Raw genomic sequence first — 18655 nt, forward strand, 5'->3', positions numbered from 1 at the left:
CGTCCTGGCGAAAGCCAGGACCCATTACCCCAAACATTCGTTGCTGCGCGACGCTGGGGCCACGATCCCGTTCATCACCGAATCGGGTGGTTATGGGTCCTGGGACGACGGCGGTCGATGCCGAGCCTCCGCCGGGCGCCCCGGAGGACCTGATGACGACCCCGATTTCCTCCGCTAACGTGCCCGCAAAGCGCCGCCAACAAGGCGGAGCATCCTAAGGGAGGACAGGCGCGTGCATCGAGGCCGTGTCGTATTCGGCGCCATGGACGAAGTCGTGTTCGGGCGCCCCGCCGCTGAGGCGATCGTCGAGCAGCTCGACCGGCTGGGCGCGCAGCGCGCCTTCTTGATGGTGTCGGGCACGCTGAACCGCGAGACCGACGAGATCGAGAAGGTCCGCCGCGCGCTCGGGACCCGTTGCGCCGGCACCTTCGACCGGATGCCGGCGCATACGCCGCGCGCCGCGGTCATCGCGGCGACGGAACAGGCGCGTGATGCGAAAGCCGATCTGATCGTCACGATCGGCGGCGGCTCGATCACCGACGGCGCCAAGGCGGTGCAGCTTTGCCTCGCCAACGACGTCACGACATCCGACGGCATCGACACGATCCGCACCCATGGCGGCGTCGCGCCCGAGATGAAGCCGCCGGTCGTGCGCCAGATCAGCGTGCCGACCACGATCGCCGGCGGCGAGTTCTCCTCGATCGCGGGCGTCACCAACGAGGCCAAGCGGCAGAAGGAGATGCTGCGCCACCCGCTGGTGATGCCGCGCGCGACCATCCTCGATCCTGAACTCTCGGTGCACACGCCGGACTGGTTGTTCCTGTCGACCGGCATCCGCGCCGTCGACCATTGCGTCGAGGGCATCTGCTCGCGCGAGGCGCATCCTTACGGCGACGCCCAGGCGCTGAAGGGACTGGAGATGCTGGCGCAAGGCCTGCCGCGGGTGAAGGCGGACCCGAAGGACATTTCGGCGCGGATGGATTGCCAGATCGGCACCTGGCTCTCGACCGGCCCGCTCGCCTCCGGCGTGCCGATGGGCGCGAGCCACGGCATCGGGTACGTGCTCGGCGCCGAGTTCGACGTGCCGCACGGCTATACGTCATGCGTGATGCTGCCTGCGGTGATGCGCTGGAACAAGCCCGACAATGCCGACCGGCAGGCGTTTGTCGCGGCCGCGATGGGTCACCCGAACGCGGACGCCGGCGACGTGCTCGACCACTTCATCCGCGGCCTCGGCATGCCGCGCAGCCTTCAGGAGGTGGACGTCAGCCCCGAACATTTCGACCGCATCGCGGCGGGTGCGATGCGCACGCCGTGGGTGCCGCGCAATCCGCGCAAGATCGACAGTCCATCCCAGGTCCGCGAGATTCTGATGATGGCCGCCTGAAGCATGATCACGTCGCGAGTGAGGGGGAAATAAAGTTCGATGTACACCGGCAAGCATGCTTACCTGCGCCCGCTGCAACTGGCCTTCATCATGGCCGGGACCGGCGAGATCGTCACCTATCGTGAGCTGGAGGCGCGCTGCAACCGCCTCGCTCATCTGTTCCGCAAGCAAGGCCTGCGGCGGCTCGACCATTATTCGATCTTCATGGAGAACAACAACCGCTACCTCGAGGCCTGCGGCGCCGGCGAGCGGTCGGGCCTGTACTTCACCTGCGTCAACTCATTCCTCACGCCGGGCGAGCTCGCCTACATCCTGACCAACAGCCAGTCGCGGGTCCTGATCACCTCGAAGCTGAAGCTCGACATCGCGCGCGAGGCGCTGAACGAGTGTCCGCAGGTCGAGCTCTGCATCGTGGTCGACGGCAACAGTGAAAGCGATCGCATTGTCGGGCTCGCGCAGGCGACCGCCGGCCTGCCGGCAACTCCGATCGCGGACGAGGCGCTGGGCACCGCGATGCTGTATTCGTCCGGTACCACCGGCCGGCCCAAGGGCATCGTGCGGCCGCTGCCGGAAGAGCCGCCGGGGCAAAACCTGCCGCTGTTCGATTTCCTGATCAAGCTCTGGCACTACCGTGAGGGCATGGTCTACCTCTCGCCGGCGCCGCTCTATCACTCGGCGCCGCAGGCCGCGGTCAATCTCACCATCCGCATGGGCGGCACCGTCGTGATCATGGAGAGTTTCGATCCGGAGCGCTATCTCGAGCTGATCGAGAGATGGGGCATCACCCACAGCCAGCTGGTGCCGACCATGTTCTCGCGCATGCTGAAGCTGCCCGAGGAGGTCCGCACCCGCTACGATCTGTCGTCGCTGGAGATCGCGATCCATGCCGCGGCGCCCTGTCCGGCACTGGTCAAGGACGACATGATCAAATGGTGGGGCCCGATCATCCACGAATATTACGGCGCGACCGAAGGCCTCGGCTTCACCGCCTGCAACAGCCAGGAATGGCTCGCGCATCGCGGTACCGTCGGCAAGGTGCTGCTCGGCGACCTGCATATTCTCGACGAGAACATGCAGCCTTGCCCGAAGGGCACGCCCGGCACCGTCTGGTTCAAGACCGGCTCGCCCTTCGAGTATTTCAACGATCCGGCAAAAACCGGCGAGGCCCGCTCGGCGGACGGCAGCATGAGCACGGTCGGCGACGTCGGCTATGTCGATGACGACAACTTCCTCTATCTCACCGACCGCGCCACCTTCATGATCATCTCCGGTGGCGTGAACATCTATCCGCAAGAATGCGAGAACCTCCTGATCACCCACCCCAAGGTCGCCGACGCCGCGGTGTTCGGGGTGCCCAATGTCGATCTCGGCGAGGAGGTGAAGGCGGTGGTGCAGCCGGCCGACGGCATCGCGCCGGGGCCTGAACTCGCCGAGGAGCTGATCGCATTCTGCACCGGCGCGCTGTCGCGCCAGAAGGTGCCGCGCTCGGTGGATTTCGAGGCCGAGCTGCCGCGGCTGCCGACCGGAAAGCTCTACAAGCGCCTGCTGCGCGACCGCTACTGGGGCAACAAGACCTCGCGGATCGTCTGAGCGGTCGATGCGGCGGACCGGAGCGATGCTGCGAGGCAGACCGGAGGGCGCAACGGACTCGCCCGTCGCGCGGATTTCGCGCTATGCTCGGCAATCGCAAGCCAGCTTCGCCGGAGGCCGCCATGCCGTCGCCCCAGCCGCGCGAGCCCGAGCCGGTACAGCCCGGAAAGCTCGAATTCACCGCCGCCGAGATCGGCGCTCTCGCCCACCTCTATCGCGGCGAGGTCTACCGCAGCACCGTCTGGCGCACCCGCCTCGACAGCTCGACCAACTGGGCAGTTGTCACGACCGGGATCGCGCTGTCGGCGACCTACAGCAGCGCGGAATCCTCGCCACTGCCGATGGTGCTGGTCGGGCTGCTGGTGACCGTGTTCCTGCTGTTCGAGGCGCGGCGCTATCGCTATTTCAGCGTCTGGCGCGCCCGCGCCCGGTTGCTCGAAACCGATTTCTACGCGCCGATGATCCGCGGCGAAGGCCCCTCGCCGAACTCGGCCTGGACCGAGTTGCTGGCCAACGACTATCGCCACCCCCGCTATCACATCAGCTATGTCAGGGCGATCGGCCGGCGGCTGCGGCGGACCTATGGCTGGATCTTCGCAATCCAGGCCATCGCATACTACGGCAAGCTTGCGATCCATCCCTTGCCGCTGACCATGATGAGCGAGATCTTGGACCGTGCCTCGATCGGCCCGATTCCTGGAACCATCGTCATTCTGGCCGGCGTCGCCTTCCACTCCAGCTGGGCGCTGTTCGCCTTCATCACGCATCGCATCGAGGTCATCGACCGGCGCAAGCGGCACAACCTGATCGCGATGGGGTGAGGTGCCGCGCCTCGCGTTGCCGCTGGCGGGCTTTTCCCCTAACCTCACATCAACAAGAAAAGTCAGGGAGGATGTGCCGATGGACGTGATCCCACTGCGTCAGGGGTTTGGAGCCGAACTGCGTGGCGTCACGCTGTCAGATGTTGCCGCCAGCGATGCCGCCTATGCGGCCGTGCGCGCGGCGTTCGAGGAACATTCGGTGCTGGTGTTCCGCGGCCAGCAGGTCGATGACGACATCCAGCTCGCCTTCTCGCGCCGCTTCGGCCCGCCCGAGGTGACCAAGGTCGGTTCGATGGGCACCGGCTCGCATTTCGTGATCCTCTCGACCTTCGGGCCCGACGGCCAGGTGGTTCCGTCGGATCATCGGCAGCAGCTGCGCGCCAGGGCCAACCAGCTCTGGCACACCGACTCCTCGTTCAAGCGCGTGCCGGCGCTGACCTCGATCCTGTCCGCGCGCATCATCCCCGAACATGGCGGCGAGACCGAATTCGTCTCGATGCGGCTTGCCTTCGAGCGGCTCGACAAGGACGTGGCAAAGCGGCTGGAGAATTCGTTCGCCTGGCACTCCTACGCACATTCGCGCAGCAAGGTGGCCACCGGGCTCGCAACATCCGAGGAAACCGATGCGCTGCCGCCGGTGTGTTGGCGCATGGTCTGGCGCAATCCCGTCAACGGCCGCGGCGCGCTGTATCTCGCCTCCCACGCCTATGGCGTCGAAGGCATGGATGCCGAGGCCGGCAAGGCGCTGATCGCGCAGTTGACGGAGGCTGCGACCGCGCCCGGCGTCAGCTATCTGCACCAATGGAAGCAGGGCGATGTCGTGATGTGGGACAATCGCGCCACCATGCATCGCGGCCGCCCCTGGCCGGCGCATGAGGGCCGCCTGATGATCCGCACCACGATCTCGGCGACCGAGGCGGATGGCGTCGCCAGCGTGAGCCCACCCTCGTCGCAGGCGGCGGAGTGATGCGAATGCTGTACCTGTTGTACCGTCATCCTGAGGAGCGCGCTCTTGCGCGCGTCTCGAAGGATCGACGGCCCGACTAGTGGCCGTGCATCCTTCGAGGCTCGCTCCGCTCGCACCTCAGGATGACGGAGAACATGTCGACGGCCACACTCGCAACCGGCGACAAACTGTCGCTGTTTGCAGACCGTTCACTCCGCACGCCTCGGCATCAGCAACCAAATTCGAACGGGGATTCGCCGCTGCATAGCAAAACACGCAAGGTTCCCCGTAATCACACGCATTATTCCCGGTCCCTGGATATTTTTAATGCTCTGGCGTCATCCGAATTGCCAATCCCTTCGCGAGCCTCGCTGGTTGCCCGACAGCGTCACCGTGGTATCGTCGATGCCAATCGGCCATTGAGACCGAAATGTGGGAGGGACCATGCGGAGCGTGCAAGCGCTGGCCGTCGCGGTGTTGTCTGTGCTGACTAACAGCGGCGCTTCACTCGCAGCCGAGCCGAAATCAGGCGGCATCTTCAGGATCTATCACCGCGACAGTCCCGGCAGCGCCTCGATCCACGAGGGCGCGACCTATTCGCTGAACGTGCCGTTCATGCCGATCTTCAGCAATCTCGTGATTTTCGACCAGCACATCGCCCAGAACAGCGCCAGCACGATCCGGCCCGAGCTTGCGGAGAGCTGGGCCTGGAGCGGCGACAACAAGACGCTCACCTTCAAGCTGCGCAAGGACGTGAAATGGCACGACGGCAAGCCGCTCACGGCGGCCGACGTCAAATGCACCTTCGACATGCTGATGGGCAAGTCGCAGCAGAAATTTCGGCAGAATCCGCGAAAATCCTGGTACGACCAGGTCGACGAGGTCACGACCAACGGTGACCTCGAGGCGTCGTTCAAGCTGAAGCGGCCGCAGCCCGCGCTATTGTCGCTGCTCGCCTCGGGCTATACGCCGATCTATCCCTGCCACGTGTCGCCAGGCGACATGCGCACCAAGCCTGTCGGCACCGGGCCGTTCAAGTTCGTCGAGTTCAAGGCCAACGAATCGATCAAGCTCGCCAAGAACCCCGATTACTTCAAGAAGGGCCTGCCCTATCTCGACGGCATCGAGTTCACCATCATCACCAACCGCTCGACGGCGATCCTCGGTTTCGTCTCGGGCAAGTTCGACATGACATTCCCGACCGAGGTCTCGATCCCGCTGCTCAAGGACGTCAAGTCGCAGGCGCCCAATGCCGTCTGCGTGGTGGAACCGAACAACGTCTCCACCAACATCATCATCAATTCGAGCGGACCGCCGTTCGACAACATCGACATCCGCCGCGCGCTGGCGCTGGCGCTCGACCGCAAGGCGTTCATCCAGATCATGTTCGAGGGCCAAGGCGATATCGGCGGCACCATGGAGCCAGCGCCGGACGGCCTGTGGGCGATGCCCAAGGACATGCTTGAATCGATCCCCGGCTACGGTCCCGACATCGAGAAGAACCGCGAGGAAGCCCGCAAGCTGATGCAGAAGGCGGGCTATGGCCCGGACAAGCACCTGCAGATCAAGGTGTCGACCCGCAACATCGCGGTCTACCGCGATCCTGCGATCATCCTGATCGACCAGATCAAGAGCATCTATATCGACGCCGAGCTCGACGTCGTCGACACCGCGCAGTGGTTCCCGAAGATCGCGCGCAAGGACTATTCGCTCGGCCTCAACCTCACCGGCAATGCCGTCGACGAGCCCGATCAGTCCTTCTACGAGAACTATGCCTGCGGCTCGGAGCGGAACTACACCAATTATTGCAACAAGGACATCGAGAAGCTGTTCGACCAGCAGTCGGAAGAGACCAACCTCGACAAGCGCAAGAAGCTGGTCTGGGAGATCGACAAGAAGCTGCAGGAAGACGTCGCGCGTCCGATCATCTTCCATGCCCGCACCGGCACCTGCTGGCAGCCTTACGTAAAGAATGTCACGATCATGTCCAACAGCTCCTATAACGGCTATCGTTACGAAGACGTCTGGCTGGACAAGTAGCGCGAAGAAGATTCGAGACCAGGGAGAGAGCCAGGGTGTTTGCCTATATCGTGCGGCGGCTGTTCCTGATGCTCGTGACCCTGTTCGGGATCTCGGTCATCATCTTCGTGCTGCTGCGGGTCGTTCCGGGCAACATCGTCGACATCCTGTTCGACGCCGCGGGCTTCGTCGATCCCGCCGACAAGGCTAATCTCGAGCGCGAGCTCGGCCTGAGCCAGCCGATCGTGATCCAGTATCTGCACTGGATCGGCGGCCTGCTGCGGGGCGACCTCGGCTATTCCTACGTCTCGGAGAAGCCGGCGCTGGAGGAAATCCTGCCGCGGATTCCGATCACCGCGCGGCTTGCAGGGCTGGCGCTGCTGTTCTCGGCCTCGATCGGCATCCCGCTCGGCGTCATCAGCGCCGTGCACCAGGGTTCAAAGCTCGACTACGCGCTGCGCGTGGTCAGCCTCAGCGGCCTGTCGCTGCCGTCGTTCTGGCTCGGCCTGCTGGTCCTGATGGCCTCGGTCTCGCTGTTCGGCACGATGCCGATCTTCAACCCCAACCCGAAAACCTGGACCGAGGCACTCGCGATCTATGCCGTGCCGGCGATGGCAGTCGCCTTCCGCAGCGCGGCACTGACCATGCGCATCACCCGCTCCTCGATGCTGGAAATCCTGCGCCAGGACTATATCCGCACCGCGCGCGCCAAGGGCGCCTCCGAGGCCTCCGTGAACTATCACCATGCGCTGAAGAACGCAGTGCTGCCGGTCATCACCGTGATCGGCATCGAGGCCGCGTTCCTTATCGGCGGCCTGATCGTGACGGAAACCGTGTTCAACATCCCCGGCATCGCCCGCTTCCTGGTCGAGGCGCTGCGCTGGCGCGACTACCCGATCGTGCAGAACCTCGTGATGTTCATCGCGGTGGTTGTGGTTGTCGTGAATTTCACTGTCGACATGCTCTATGCGGCGATCGACCCGCGCATCCGGTTTGGGGACTAGCATGATCCGGAAAAGTGGGAACCGGTTTTCCGATAAGATCATGCTCAAATAGAGAGCCCGATGGCGACGATCAATTTCGAAAGTGAACTGCGACGCGCCGGGGCCAACGCCACCGGCGGCTGGGGGCGGGTTGCCTTCCTCGCGCAGCGCCACGTGCTAGGCACCATCGGCCTGATCATCATGCTGCTGTTCGTGCTGACCGCGCTATCGGCCAACGTCATCAGCCGCTACGATCCGCTCAGCGTCGATTCCGCGCACCGGTTGGCCGCCCCCTCCATGCTGCACTGGTTCGGCACCGATTCCTTCGGCCGTGACGTCTGGAGCCGCATCGTCCATGGCGCACGGATTTCGCTCGCGGTCGGCATCGGCTCCACGACCCTCGGCGCCACACTCGGCGTGATCGTAGGTCTCACCTCCGGCTATCTCGCCGGCTGGGTCGATCTCGTGTTCCAGCGGGTGACCGACATCCTGCAATCGCTGCCGCTGCTGGTGCTCGCGCTTGTCATGACCGCGGCGCTCGGCCCCTCGTTGCCGAACGTGATCCTTGCGATCGCGATTCCTCTGATCCCGACGGTTGCCCGCGTGATCCGCGCCAACACGCTGGCGCTGCGCGAACAGCCGTTCGTCGAGGCGGCCAAATCGATCGGCATGAGCGAGACGCGGATTGCGCTGCGCCATGTGCTGCCGAACACCATCGCACCGCTGATCGTGCTCGCCACCGCGCAACTCGGCTCGACCATCCTGACCGAGGCGTCGCTGTCGTTCCTCGGCCTCGGCATTCCCGAGCCTTATCCCTCCTGGGGTCGCATGCTGTCGGAATCCGCAGCCGAATACGTCCGCACCGCGCCGTGGCTGGTGATCTTCCCCGGCATTGCCATCAGCCTCGCGGTGTTCGGCACCAATCTGTTCGGCGACGCGTTGCGCGATATCCTCGATCCGAGGCAGCGGGGCTGATGAGCGAGGCTGTTACGCTCGATACGGTTCTCGATGTGAAGAACCTGCAAACGGTGTTCTTCACCAATTCCGGCCTGTTCCGCGCGGTCGACGACGTCTCGTTCTCGGTCGGCCGCGGCGAGACGCTCGCGATCGTCGGCGAATCCGGCTGCGGCAAGAGCGTCAGCGCGCTCTCGATCATGCGCCTGGTGCCCGATCCGCCCGGTCGCATCGTCGGCGGCTCGGTCACGCTCGAGGGCACCGACCTCTTGAAGCTCGATGATGCCGCGATGCGCGACATCAGGGGCAACCGCATCTCGATGATCTTCCAGGAGCCTATGACATCGCTCAATCCGGTGATGCGGATCGGCGACCAGATCATCGAGGCGGTGCGTCTGCATCAGAAGGTGAGCAGCAAGGAGGCCTGGAAACAGGCGGTCGACATGCTGCGGCTGGTGCGCATCCCCGAGCCGGAGCGCCGCGCGCAAGAATATCCGCATCAGCTGTCCGGCGGCATGCGCCAGCGTGCCATGATCGCGATGGCGTTGGCGTGCCGGCCGGCGCTGTTGATCGCGGACGAGCCGACCACTGCGCTCGACGTCACCATCCAGGCGCAGATCCTCGCGCTGATCGTCGATCTGCAGAAGCGGCTCGGCACCGGGCTGATCCTGATCACCCATGACCTCGGTGTCGTCGCGCAGACCGCGCAGCGCGTGATCGTGATGTATGCCGGCAAGAAGGTCGAGGAAGCGACCGTCGAGGCGCTGTTCGAGACGCCGCTGCACCCCTACACGCGCGGGCTGATGGCCTCGATGCCCGCGGTAATCGCGCTCGGCGCGAAGACCGATGCGCGGCTGACCGAAATTCCCGGCATGGTGCCGTCGCTGACCAATCTGCCGCCCGGCTGCGCCTTCGCGCCGCGCTGCAAGCTCGCGATCGACCGCTGCCGCCAAGAGTATCCGCCGCTCGATGAGATCAAGAGCAATCACTGGGCGGCATGCTGGCGCGCCGGCGAGATGACGGAGGCGTCATGACCGAGCAGCGCCCGCTCCTCGAGGTCACCGATCTCGTCAAGCATTACGCGGTGCGCGGCGGCGTGCTGCGCCGCCAGGTCGGCACCGTGCATGCCGTCGACGGCGTCAGCTTTGCGCTTGGCGCGGGCGAGACGCTCGGCCTGGTCGGCGAATCCGGCTGCGGCAAGTCGACGGTGGCGCGCACCGTGCTACGGCTGGTCGAACCGACCAGCGGCGCGATCAAGCTCGATGGCGAGGACATCGCGCCGCTCAGCAAGACCGCGCTGCGGCCCTACCGCCGCTCGATGCAGATCGTGTTCCAGGACCCGTTCGCCTCGCTCAACCCGCGCATGACGGCCGGCGACATTGTCGGCGAGCCTCTGATTGTGCACGGCCTCGCCACCGGCGCGAAGAAGCAGGAGCGCGTCGCGGAACTGTTCCAGCAGGTCGGCCTGCGGCCCGACCAGATGAAGAATTTTCCGCATCAATTCTCCGGCGGCCAGCGCCAGCGCATCTGCATTGCGCGCGCATTGTCGCTTGGCCCGCGGCTGATCGTCTGCGACGAGCCGGTCTCCGCGCTCGATGTCTCGATCCAGGCGCAGGTGATCAATTTGCTGATCGACCTGCAGCGCCAGCAGAATTTTTCCTACCTCTTCATCGCGCACGACCTCGCGGTCGTTGCCCATATCAGCCACCGCGTCGCGGTGATGTATCTCGGCCGCATCGTCGAGATCGCGGACAAGCACGAGTTGTTCGCCAATCCGCGCCATCCTTACACCCAGGCGCTGCTTGCGTCCGTGCCGGTCGCCGACCCCAAGGCCAAGCGGCTCGCACCGATGATCGACGGCGACGTGCCGAGCCCGATCAACCCGCCCTCAGGCTGCGCCTTCCACACCCGCTGCCGCTACGCGATCGACCGCTGCAAAACGGAGCGCCCGGTGCTGCAAACGGTGGGCACGGGTCATCAGGTCGCCTGCTGGCTGAATGACGGGACCGGGCGGATTAGTCAATAATGCAGTGCCGTCCCGGCGAAGGCCGGGACCCATAGCCACAAATGTCGGTTGTTGCAACGAGCTGCGGCCCCAGCGCGCTTCAGCAATCAGCATCGGTGGTTATGGGTCCCGGCTTTCGCCGGGACGACAGCTGTTATGCGGCCGCCTCGATCTCCACCACGATCTTCCCCGTCGTCACCTGCTCGCCCTCGGCGACGTCAATCGACGACACCGTGCCCGCGACGCCGGCGGTGTGGACGTGCTCCATCTTCATCGCCTCCAGCGTCATCACCGGCTGGCCAGCTGCGACCTTGTCGCCCGCCTTCACCAGCACCGCGACGACCCGGCCGTTCATGGCGGCGCGGACCTTGCCGTCGCCGCCGGCGGCCGACGCGCTCTCCGGCGGGGCGAGCGTGAGATCGCGCGCCGACAGCGCGACGCCACGGTGGAGGATGTAGAGCCGATCGCCGTCGCGCAGGAACTTGGCCTGCTCCATCAAGCCGTCGTGGTGGAAGCGGATGCTGTCCTGATCCAGCTCGTCGATCGCGAAGTTGAAGCGATCGCCATTGCGGGTCGCGACGTAGCTGCCGTCGCGCTCGCGAAAAATCTCGATCTCCTGGACGCCGTGGCCGAGATCGATCCGTAGGCCGAGCGGGAATGTCGCCGACAGCGACCGGCCGCGCTGCCAGGGCGGCGCGTGCGGATTGGTGACGTAGAGCAGCAGCGCCGCCAGCGCGAGGTCGCTGCTCCGATCCGGCCGCGGCGCCAGCAACGCATCGCGGTTGTTGCCGATGAAAGCCGTGGTTGCCTCGCCCTTGGCGAACACCGGATGGCGCAGGCAGTCGATCAGGAAACCCTGATTGGTGGTGACGCCGAAGGCCGTGACCTGTTCCAGGGCGCAGATCAGCTTGCCGCGCGCCTCGCCGCGGGTCGCGCCATGGCTGATGACCTTGGCGATCATCGAATCATAGAACGGCGGAATCTCCGAGCCTGATTGCAGCGCGTGCTCGACGCGGATGTCATCGGGCATCTGCCAGCGCGCCATCGTGCCGGATTGCGGCATGAAGTCATGCCCGGCGTCTTCCGAGCACAGCCGCACCTCGATGGCGTGGCCGGAGAACGTGATGTCCTCCTGCTTCACACCGAGCGGCTCGCCGCCGGCGACGCGGAGCTGCAGCTCGACCAGATCGAGCCCGGTGATCGCCTCGGTGACGGGATGCTCGACCTGCAGCCGCGTGTTCATCTCCATGAAGTAAAAATTGCCGGTACGATCGAGCAGGAATTCCAGCGTGCCGGCGCCCTCATAGCCGATCGCCTTGACGGCCTGCACGGCGACCGCACCCATTCGTGCGCGCAGCTCCTGCGTCACCGCTGGCGACGGCGCCTCCTCGATCAGCTTCTGGTGCCGCCGCTGCACCGAGCAATCGCGCTCGCCGAGATGGATGGCGTTGCCATAGTGGTCGCCGAACACCTGGATCTCGATGTGGCGGGGATCGACGATCGCACGCTCGAGGATCACGGTGGGATCGCCGAACGCGCCCTGCGCCTCCGACCGCGCGCTGCGCAGCGCGTCCGGAAATGCCGCGGCGTCCGCGACGAGCCGCATACCGCGGCCGCCGCCACCGGCGACCGCCTTGATCATCACGGGGAAACCAATCACCTTGGCCTCCGTCAGCATCACGGCATCGCCCTGATCGGCGCCCTGACAGCCGGGCACGCAGGGCACGCCGGCCTTTTGCATGATCTCCTTGGCGCCGGCCTTGTTCCCCATCGCACGGATCGCTTCCGGCGACGGCCCGATGAACACCAGCCCGGCATCGCGGCACGCTTGCGCAAAGTCCTCGTTCTCGGCGAGGAAGCCGTAGCCCGGATGCACCGCGCCGGCGCCGCTCGCCTTGGCGGCTGCGATGATCGTGTCGATCTTCAGATAGGATTGCGCCGGCAGCGCCTCGCCGATCCGCACCGCTTGATCCGCCTCGCGCACATGCAGCGCATCGCGATCGGCATCCGAATAGACTGCGACGACGCCATAGCCGAGCCGCCGCGCCGTGCGCATGATGCGCAGCGCGATCTCGCCGCGGTTGGCGATCAGGATCTTGAAGAACGGTGTCCGCTTCACGATTGCCCCGCTCATGGCCGCGCCACCGAGAACTGCATGCGCTGCGGGGTGCGCGCCTCCGCCTCGCGGCAGATCGCCAGCACGTCGGCGAGCACGCTGCGGGTGTCGCGCGGATCGATCACGCCGTCGTCGAGCACGCGGGCGCTGGTCGAAAATACGTCCATCTGGCTGTCGAACACGCCGGTGATCTGCGCCTTCATCGCCTCCAGCTTCTCCTTCTCGATCGGCTTGCCGCGCCTGATGGCAGCGGCTTCGGTCACGATCGCCATCGTTTCGGCGGCCTGCTCGCCGCCCATCACCGCGGTCTTGGCGTTGGGCCAGGAGAAGCAGAAGCGCGGATGAAAGCCGCCGCCGCACATGCCGTAATTGCCGGCGCCGAACGAGGCGCCGCAATACAGCGTGATCTGCGGCACCGTCGCCGACGTCACCGCCTGGATCATCTTCGAACCATGCTTGATCATGCCGGCCTCTTCATAGGCCTTGCCTACCATGTAGCCGGTGGTGTTGTTCATATAGAGGATCGGTGTGCGCGACTGGCAACAGGCCTGGATGAAGTGCGTCGCCTTGTTGGCGCCGGGCACGTCGAGCGGGCCATTGTTGGTGATGATGCCGATCGCCTGCCCTTCGATGCGGGCATGACCGCAAACCGTCGCCGGGCCGTAATTGGCGCCGAATTCGGTGAAGTCGGAATCGTCGATGAAGCGCGCGATCGCCTGGCGCATGTCGACGGGGCGCTTGTGGTCCATCGGCATGATGCCGAGCAGCTCCTCGGCGTCATAGCGCGGCGGCCTGAACGCGGCGGGTTCGGACGCCGGTCGGTCCCAAGGACGGTCCCATGGCAGCTTGGCCATGATCTCGCGCGCGATGCGCAGCGCATCGCGGTCGTCCTCGGCGAGATAGTCGCCAAGGCCCGAGATCGAGGTGTGCATCTCGGCGCCGCCGAGCTCCTCCTCGGTCGCGATCTCGCCGGTAGCGGCCTTCAGCAAAGGCGGCCCGGCCAGGAAGGCGCGGGTGCGGCCGCGGACCATCACGATGTAGTCGGAGAGGCCCGTCTGGTAGGCGCCGCCCGCGGTCGAGGAGCCATGGGTGACGGTGACGACAGGAAGCCCCGCCGCCGACAGCCGCGCGAGATTGCGGAAGATATTGCCGCCTCTGACAAAGTCCTCGACCCGATAGCGCAGCAGATTGGCGCCGGCGCTCTCGACCAGCTGCACATAGGGCAGCTTGTTCTCCAGCGCGAGCTCCTGCACCCGCAGCGTCTTGTCGAGGCCATAGGGTTGCAGCGCGCCGGCGTCGATGCCGGCATCATTGGCGCTGACCATGCAGCGGATGCCAGAGACGAAGCCGATGCCGGCGACCAGCCCGCCGCCAGGTACGCTCTTGTCGGCGTCAGCCACGTCGAACATGTAGCCCGCGAGCGTCGACAGCTCGAGGAAGGGCGAGCCGGGATCGAGCACCAGCGCAACGCGCTCGCGCGGCAACAGCTGGCCGCGCTTGTGGAAGCGGTCTTTGGCCGCGGCAGACGCCGCGCGCGTGCGCTCCTCCAACCCCCGCATCCGGGCGATCAGCGCCAGCATGCCGTCGCGATTGCCCTGGAAGCCGGCGCTACCGGTGGAAATCGTGTTCTCGATAATGGCCATCAAACTTGCTCCGTCATTCCGGGGCGATGCGAACGCATCGAACCCGGAATCTCGAGGTTGTTGCGCGAGATTCCGGGTTCGCGCTTCGCGCGCCCCGGAATGACGAGGGTGGAGATAGCCATCATCATGCGCTCTTTCCGTCGAAATATGCACTGTATTGCTGCCGCAGCTCGACCTTGCGCAGTTTGCCGGTCGCGGTCATCGGCATTTCCTCGAGGATACGCACCAGCTTCGGCACCTGGAAGCCGCCGAGATGCTTTCTGCAATGCGCCTCGATACCGGCCTCGTCGGCCACCGCGCCGGGCTTCAGCTTGACGAAGGCGGAGACCGCCTCGCCCCATTGCGGATGCGGCAGGCCGACCACGGCGGCGTTCTGCACGGCGGGATGCGCCAGCAAGGTCTCCTCGATCTTGACGGAGGCGACGTTCTCGCCGCCCGACTTGATCATGTCCTTCTTGCGGTCGAGGAACAGCACCTCGCCATTGCCGTCGATCAGGGCCAGATCGCCGGTATGGTGCCAGCCGAACTTGCGCGCCTCCTCGGTCGATTTGACGTCCTTGTAGTACCCCATCATCACATTAGGTCCGCGATGCACCAGCTCGCCGATCTCGCCGCGCGGCAGAAGGTTGCCGTTGTCGTCCATGATCGCGGTCTCGTTGACAACAAGCGACTCGCCCCAGTAGTTGCCGAAACGGTCGAGCTGCACCTCCGGCCGCGACATCGTCGTTGCCGGATACATCTCGGTCTGGCCGCTGGACAGCACGAAGTTCGGGCACATGTCCGCCATCGCGCGCTCGAGCAGCGGCTTGCCCATCGGCGCCATGGTGTAGATGCAGCAGCGCAGGCCCGACAGGTCGTATTCGCGTCGGCGCGGATGATCGAGGATCGCCTGATACATCAGCGACAGGCCGACGAACACGGTGAGCCGGTCGCGAACGATCGCCTCCATGCAGACGACCGGATCGAAGCCGCGCATCAATGCCATTCGGCCGCCGACCGAGAGATAGCTGAGCAGCAGCACGTGGCCGGCGCAGTGGAACAGCGGAAACTGCCCGGTGATCCCGTCATCGCGCGAGAGCTGCATCTCGATGCAGTTGCTCATCACGGCCATGACAACGGCGAGGTGGCAGTGCATCGCGCCCTTCGGCCGCGAGGTGGTGCCCGAGGTGTAGATGATCATCGCAAGATCGCGGTCGTTGATCTCGACCTCCGGCTCGATGTCGGATTGCCCTTCCAGGAGATCGTTGAAGCTTTGCAACCCGGTCTTGCCGGCATTGCCGGTCAGGTCGATTGCGATCATCTCCATGCCGCGCGCTTCCAGTGCGGCGCGCCGGTCGGCCTGAGCGTGCAGATTGTCATCGATGATGGCGAAGCGCACCTCGGCATGGCCGAGGATGTAGTCCATGTCGGACGGCCCGAGCATGGTGTTGATCGGCACCCAGACCAGGCCGGCGCGGTGGATGCCGAACAGCGCTTTGACGAACTCGACGGAGTTGTTGCAGATGGTCGAGATCTTCTCGCCCGGCTTCAGCCCGCGCTGCACCAGGTGATTGGCAAAGCGGTTGGCGTCGCGTTCGAGCTCGGTGAAGCTGACCTGCCTGTTGCCGTCGGTCAGCGCGACACGATCCGGAAACCGCCGCGCGGCGCGCTTCAAGAGGTCGCCGATCGCGACCCGCCCGATACGACCCGGCCCGGTGACGCCGCCGGTTGCTAAGAGGTTGTCCATGTGGCTCCTCCTCCGTCGTCATTGCGAGGAGCGAAGCGACGAAGCAATCCTTCCGATGGCAAGATGGATTGCTTCGCTTCGCTCGCAATGACGGCGGGGTTGACGATCAGTGCCTGACCCCAAAGATCTGCCGCGCTTCTGCTGGGCTCGCTATCTCGCGGCCGGCACGGCGCGCGCAGGCGGCGAGGCCTTCGACGAGCTGCCCGTTCGAGGTCACCTTGGTGCCGTCGCCGAGATAGAACGTGTCCTCGAGCCCGCTACGCAGATGGCCGCCGAGGTCGGCGGCGCGCTGGTGCAGCGGCCAGATCTCGGCGCGGCCGATCGCGGTGACCTGCCAATGCGCGTCCGGCATCTTCAGCTTCAAGAGGATCGGCAGCAGCTCCGGATCAGCCGGCATGCCCGAGGCGACGCCCATGACGAAATTGTATTCGAGCGGCCCGGAATACATGCCGGTCTGCCGGTACATGCCGACGCAGCGCACGATGCCGACATCGAAGCATTCGAATTCGGGGATGGTGCCGGCCACCTTCATCACATCGAGATAGTCCTGCACCTTCTCGACCGCGTTATCGAACATCATCGGCGGCCACGCCCAGGTGTTGTCGGCCTTGACCTTCAGATAGTTCAGAGAGCCTGCATTGCAGGCGGCGATCTCGGGCCTGGTCTCGCGCACGCAGTCGAGCGCGCCCTGGTAGTTCGGGCCCGAGGTCCCCGTGGTGTGATTGATGATCACGCCCGGGCAAGCCTCGCGGATCGCCTGCTGGATCTCCTTGCTGATGCTGACATCCCATGACGGCAGGTGGCCCTTGTTCGGCTCCTGCTGGCGCAGATGGATGTGCATGATGCTGGCGCCGGCGTTGAACGCGGCTTTGGCCTCGCGCGCCATCTGTTCCGGCGTCACCGGGACGTTGTGCTGCTTCGGGTCGGTAAGCACGCCGTTCAGCGCGCAGGTGATGACGGCCTTGTCGCTCATGGCGTCTCGCTTGTCCGGGTTGCAGCGCACATGCGCCGTTGGTTTTCCCATGATGAGAACTTTGCCGTCGCGCCATCTTGCGTTGACTGGCTAAGTCGATGCGCCCGCGCAGCAATTCGCCGCCAGCCGGTTAACACAAGACGTAAGACCGCACGACGCATAGGCTCTGCTCGCCAAGCAGAAGCGGCGCAACAAGCCGGCATCACGGGGAGAACGTCATGGTCTCGATCAACCGGCGCACATGGCTCACCGGCGCGGCAGGCGCTGGCCTTGCCGCAGCTGCAGGCCTGCGGCCTTCGCTTGCCGAGGACACGCCCGGCGTCACCGCGACCGCGATCAGGATCGGCAGCACCACCTCGCTCAGCGGACCGGTGTCAGCGCTCGGCGTGCAGGCGCGCTGCCAGGAAGCCTACTTCAAGATGCTCAACGAGCAGGGCGGCATCGCCGGTCGGCAGATCAAGTACATCTATTACGACGACGCGTTCAATCCAGCGAAGACGGTCGAGCAGGTGCGCCGCCTGATCGAAAGCGACAATGTCGCCTTCCTGTTCAACATGCTCGGCACCGCGCCGAACTCGTCCGTCGTCAAATACATCAACGCCGCTAAGGTGCCGCATCTGTTCCTGTCGGTGAACGGCGACAAATGGGGCGACTACAAGAGCTATCCCTGGACCATGGGCTTTGCTCCGAGCGCGCGGACCGAGGCGCAGGTATTCGTCAAATATGCGCTGAGCCAGAACAAGGACGCGAAGTTCGCGGTGCTCTACCAGAACGACGATCTCGGCAAGGATTTCGTCGCCGGCGCCAGGGATGTGCTGGGCGAGCGGTTCGCGACATCAGCCGTGGTCGCCTCGCACGAGGTCACCGATCCCACGATCGATTCCCAGATCGTTACGCTGCGCGGCGCCAATCCCGATGTGCTGATCTCGGGCACCACGGCAAAGTTCTGCGCGCAGTCGATCCGCAAGATCTATGAGCTCGGCTGGAAGCCGATGCATTTCATCGCCAGCGGCGCGGCCTCGATCTCCTCGACCATCGCGCCGGTTGGTCTGGACAAGTCGCAGGGCACGATCTCGTCGGCCTATGTGAAGGACGTCGCCGATCCGGCCTGGGCCAACGACCCCGGCGTGAAGACTTTCCTCGCCTTCATGGAAAAGTACTTCCCCGACGGCAATCCGAAGGAAGGCTATAATCTCTACGCCTACACAGTGGCGCAGGTGTTGAAGATCGTGCTCGAGCAATGCAAGGGCAATTTCGCCCGCGACAACATCATGGCGCAGGCGAACAATCTGACGGACATCGAGGTCCCGACGCTGTTGCCCGGCATCCGCGTCAACACCAGCCCGACCAACCATCACCCGCTGCAGCAGCTTCAGCTGCAACGGATCGAGGGCCCGGGCTGGCTGCGCTTTGGCGAGGTGATCCAGGGCGCGAACCTCTAACCGTCGTCCCGGGCAAGCCAACGGGTCGGCGCGAAGCGCCGCCCGATGAC

The 18655-nt window shown here is 65.1% G+C and carries 15 protein-coding genes; 10 read left to right on the top strand and 5 right to left on the bottom strand.

Annotated elements, in window-relative coordinates; translation table 11 throughout:
• Positions 1–232 precede the first annotated feature (232 nt).
• The 9 genes from K359_RS0117155 to K359_RS0117195 all read left to right on the top strand — a co-directional run bounded on the left by K359_RS0117155 (position 233) and on the right by K359_RS0117195 (position 10726).
• On the top strand, positions 233–1387 hold the full coding sequence (locus K359_RS0117155) for an iron-containing alcohol dehydrogenase (protein WP_029080449.1): 1155 nt from the start codon (positions 233–235) through the stop codon (positions 1385–1387).
• A 39-nt stretch (positions 1388–1426) separates the two neighbouring features.
• A complete protein-coding gene (locus tag K359_RS0117160) occupies positions 1427–2977 on the top strand; it encodes an AMP-binding protein (protein WP_029080450.1) in 1551 nt (516 codons plus the stop codon).
• Between the two features lie 122 nt (positions 2978–3099).
• Positions 3100–3798 (top strand): DUF2270 domain-containing protein, encoded by a 699-nt coding sequence (locus K359_RS0117165; RefSeq protein WP_245284639.1) that lies wholly within the window; start codon positions 3100–3102, stop codon positions 3796–3798.
• Positions 3799–3877: 79 nt separating this feature from the next.
• On the top strand, positions 3878–4765 hold the full coding sequence (locus K359_RS0117170) for a TauD/TfdA family dioxygenase (RefSeq protein ID WP_029080452.1): 888 nt from the start codon (positions 3878–3880) through the stop codon (positions 4763–4765).
• A 423-nt stretch (positions 4766–5188) separates the two neighbouring features.
• Complete coding sequence (locus K359_RS0117175; protein ID WP_029080453.1) at positions 5189–6784, top strand: ABC transporter substrate-binding protein; 1596 nt, start codon at positions 5189–5191, stop codon at positions 6782–6784.
• Positions 6785–6819: 35 nt separating this feature from the next.
• Entirely contained in the window at positions 6820–7767 is a 948-nt protein-coding gene (locus K359_RS0117180; RefSeq protein ID WP_029080454.1) for an ABC transporter permease, read from the top strand.
• 60 nt (positions 7768–7827) lie between these two features.
• A complete protein-coding gene (locus K359_RS0117185; RefSeq protein WP_029080455.1) occupies positions 7828–8721 on the top strand; it encodes an ABC transporter permease in 894 nt (297 codons plus the stop codon).
• Positions 8721–9734, top strand: a complete 1014-nt coding sequence (locus tag K359_RS0117190; protein WP_029080456.1) for an ABC transporter ATP-binding protein — start codon at positions 8721–8723, stop codon at positions 9732–9734. The genes K359_RS0117185 and K359_RS0117190 overlap by 1 nt, the downstream gene beginning before the upstream one ends.
• A complete protein-coding gene (locus K359_RS0117195; RefSeq protein ID WP_029080457.1) occupies positions 9731–10726 on the top strand; it encodes an ABC transporter ATP-binding protein in 996 nt (331 codons plus the stop codon). The genes K359_RS0117190 and K359_RS0117195 overlap by 4 nt, the downstream gene beginning before the upstream one ends.
• Positions 10727–10859: 133 nt before the next feature.
• Here K359_RS0117195 and K359_RS0117200 read toward each other — a convergent pair whose 3' ends face one another.
• From K359_RS0117200 to K359_RS0117220, 5 genes are all read right to left on the bottom strand, one after another.
• Entirely contained in the window at positions 10860–12839 is a 1980-nt protein-coding gene (locus tag K359_RS0117200) for an acetyl-CoA carboxylase biotin carboxylase subunit (protein ID WP_029080458.1), read from the bottom strand.
• On the bottom strand, positions 12836–14464 hold the full coding sequence (locus K359_RS0117205; RefSeq protein WP_029080459.1) for an acyl-CoA carboxylase subunit beta: 1629 nt from the start codon (positions 14462–14464) through the stop codon (positions 12836–12838). The genes K359_RS0117200 and K359_RS0117205 overlap by 4 nt, the downstream gene beginning before the upstream one ends.
• Positions 14464–14592: a hypothetical protein gene (locus K359_RS65795; protein ID WP_256375159.1), complete on the bottom strand. Its 129-nt coding sequence runs from the start codon at positions 14590–14592 to the stop codon at positions 14464–14466. The genes K359_RS0117205 and K359_RS65795 overlap by 1 nt, the downstream gene beginning before the upstream one ends.
• Positions 14589–16190, bottom strand: coding sequence for an AMP-binding protein (locus K359_RS0117215; RefSeq protein ID WP_029080460.1), 1602 nt, complete (start codon positions 16188–16190; stop codon positions 14589–14591). Before K359_RS0117215 ends, K359_RS65795 begins: the two co-directional genes overlap by 4 nt.
• 106 nt (positions 16191–16296) lie before the next feature.
• Complete coding sequence (locus tag K359_RS0117220) at positions 16297–17163, bottom strand: 3-keto-5-aminohexanoate cleavage protein (RefSeq protein ID WP_029080461.1); 867 nt, start codon at positions 17161–17163, stop codon at positions 16297–16299.
• 218 nt (positions 17164–17381) lie between these two features.
• Between K359_RS0117220 and K359_RS0117225 the strand changes: the two genes are divergently transcribed.
• Entirely contained in the window at positions 17382–18605 is a 1224-nt protein-coding gene (locus K359_RS0117225) for an ABC transporter substrate-binding protein (RefSeq protein ID WP_029080462.1), read from the top strand.
• The last annotated feature ends 50 nt before the right edge of the window (positions 18606–18655 follow it).

This window comes from Bradyrhizobium sp. th-b2 (assembly GCF_000426785.1).
Classification (GTDB): Bacteria; Pseudomonadota; Alphaproteobacteria; order Rhizobiales; family Xanthobacteraceae; genus Bradyrhizobium; species Bradyrhizobium septentrionale.

Coding starts and splice junctions, on each gene's coding strand:
- K359_RS65795 (WP_256375159.1), bottom strand. CDS start 14,592: ATGATGATGGCTATCTCCACCCTCGTCATTCCGGGGCGCGCGAAGCGC.
- K359_RS0117190 (WP_029080456.1), top strand. CDS start 8,721: ATGAGCGAGGCTGTTACGCTCGATACGGTTCTCGATGTGAAGAACCTG.
- K359_RS0117225 (WP_029080462.1), top strand. CDS start 17,382: ATGGTCTCGATCAACCGGCGCACATGGCTCACCGGCGCGGCAGGCGCT.
- K359_RS0117160 (WP_029080450.1), top strand. CDS start 1,427: ATGTACACCGGCAAGCATGCTTACCTGCGCCCGCTGCAACTGGCCTTC.
- K359_RS0117195 (WP_029080457.1), top strand. CDS start 9,731: ATGACCGAGCAGCGCCCGCTCCTCGAGGTCACCGATCTCGTCAAGCAT.
- K359_RS0117215 (WP_029080460.1), bottom strand. CDS start 16,190: ATGGACAACCTCTTAGCAACCGGCGGCGTCACCGGGCCGGGTCGTATC.
- K359_RS0117220 (WP_029080461.1), bottom strand. CDS start 17,163: ATGAGCGACAAGGCCGTCATCACCTGCGCGCTGAACGGCGTGCTTACC.
- K359_RS0117165 (WP_245284639.1), top strand. CDS start 3,100: ATGCCGTCGCCCCAGCCGCGCGAGCCCGAGCCGGTACAGCCCGGAAAG.
- K359_RS0117170 (WP_029080452.1), top strand. CDS start 3,878: ATGGACGTGATCCCACTGCGTCAGGGGTTTGGAGCCGAACTGCGTGGC.
- K359_RS0117175 (WP_029080453.1), top strand. CDS start 5,189: ATGCGGAGCGTGCAAGCGCTGGCCGTCGCGGTGTTGTCTGTGCTGACT.
- K359_RS0117185 (WP_029080455.1), top strand. CDS start 7,828: ATGGCGACGATCAATTTCGAAAGTGAACTGCGACGCGCCGGGGCCAAC.
- K359_RS0117200 (WP_029080458.1), bottom strand. CDS start 12,839: ATGAGCGGGGCAATCGTGAAGCGGACACCGTTCTTCAAGATCCTGATC.
- K359_RS0117205 (WP_029080459.1), bottom strand. CDS start 14,464: ATGGCCATTATCGAGAACACGATTTCCACCGGTAGCGCCGGCTTCCAG.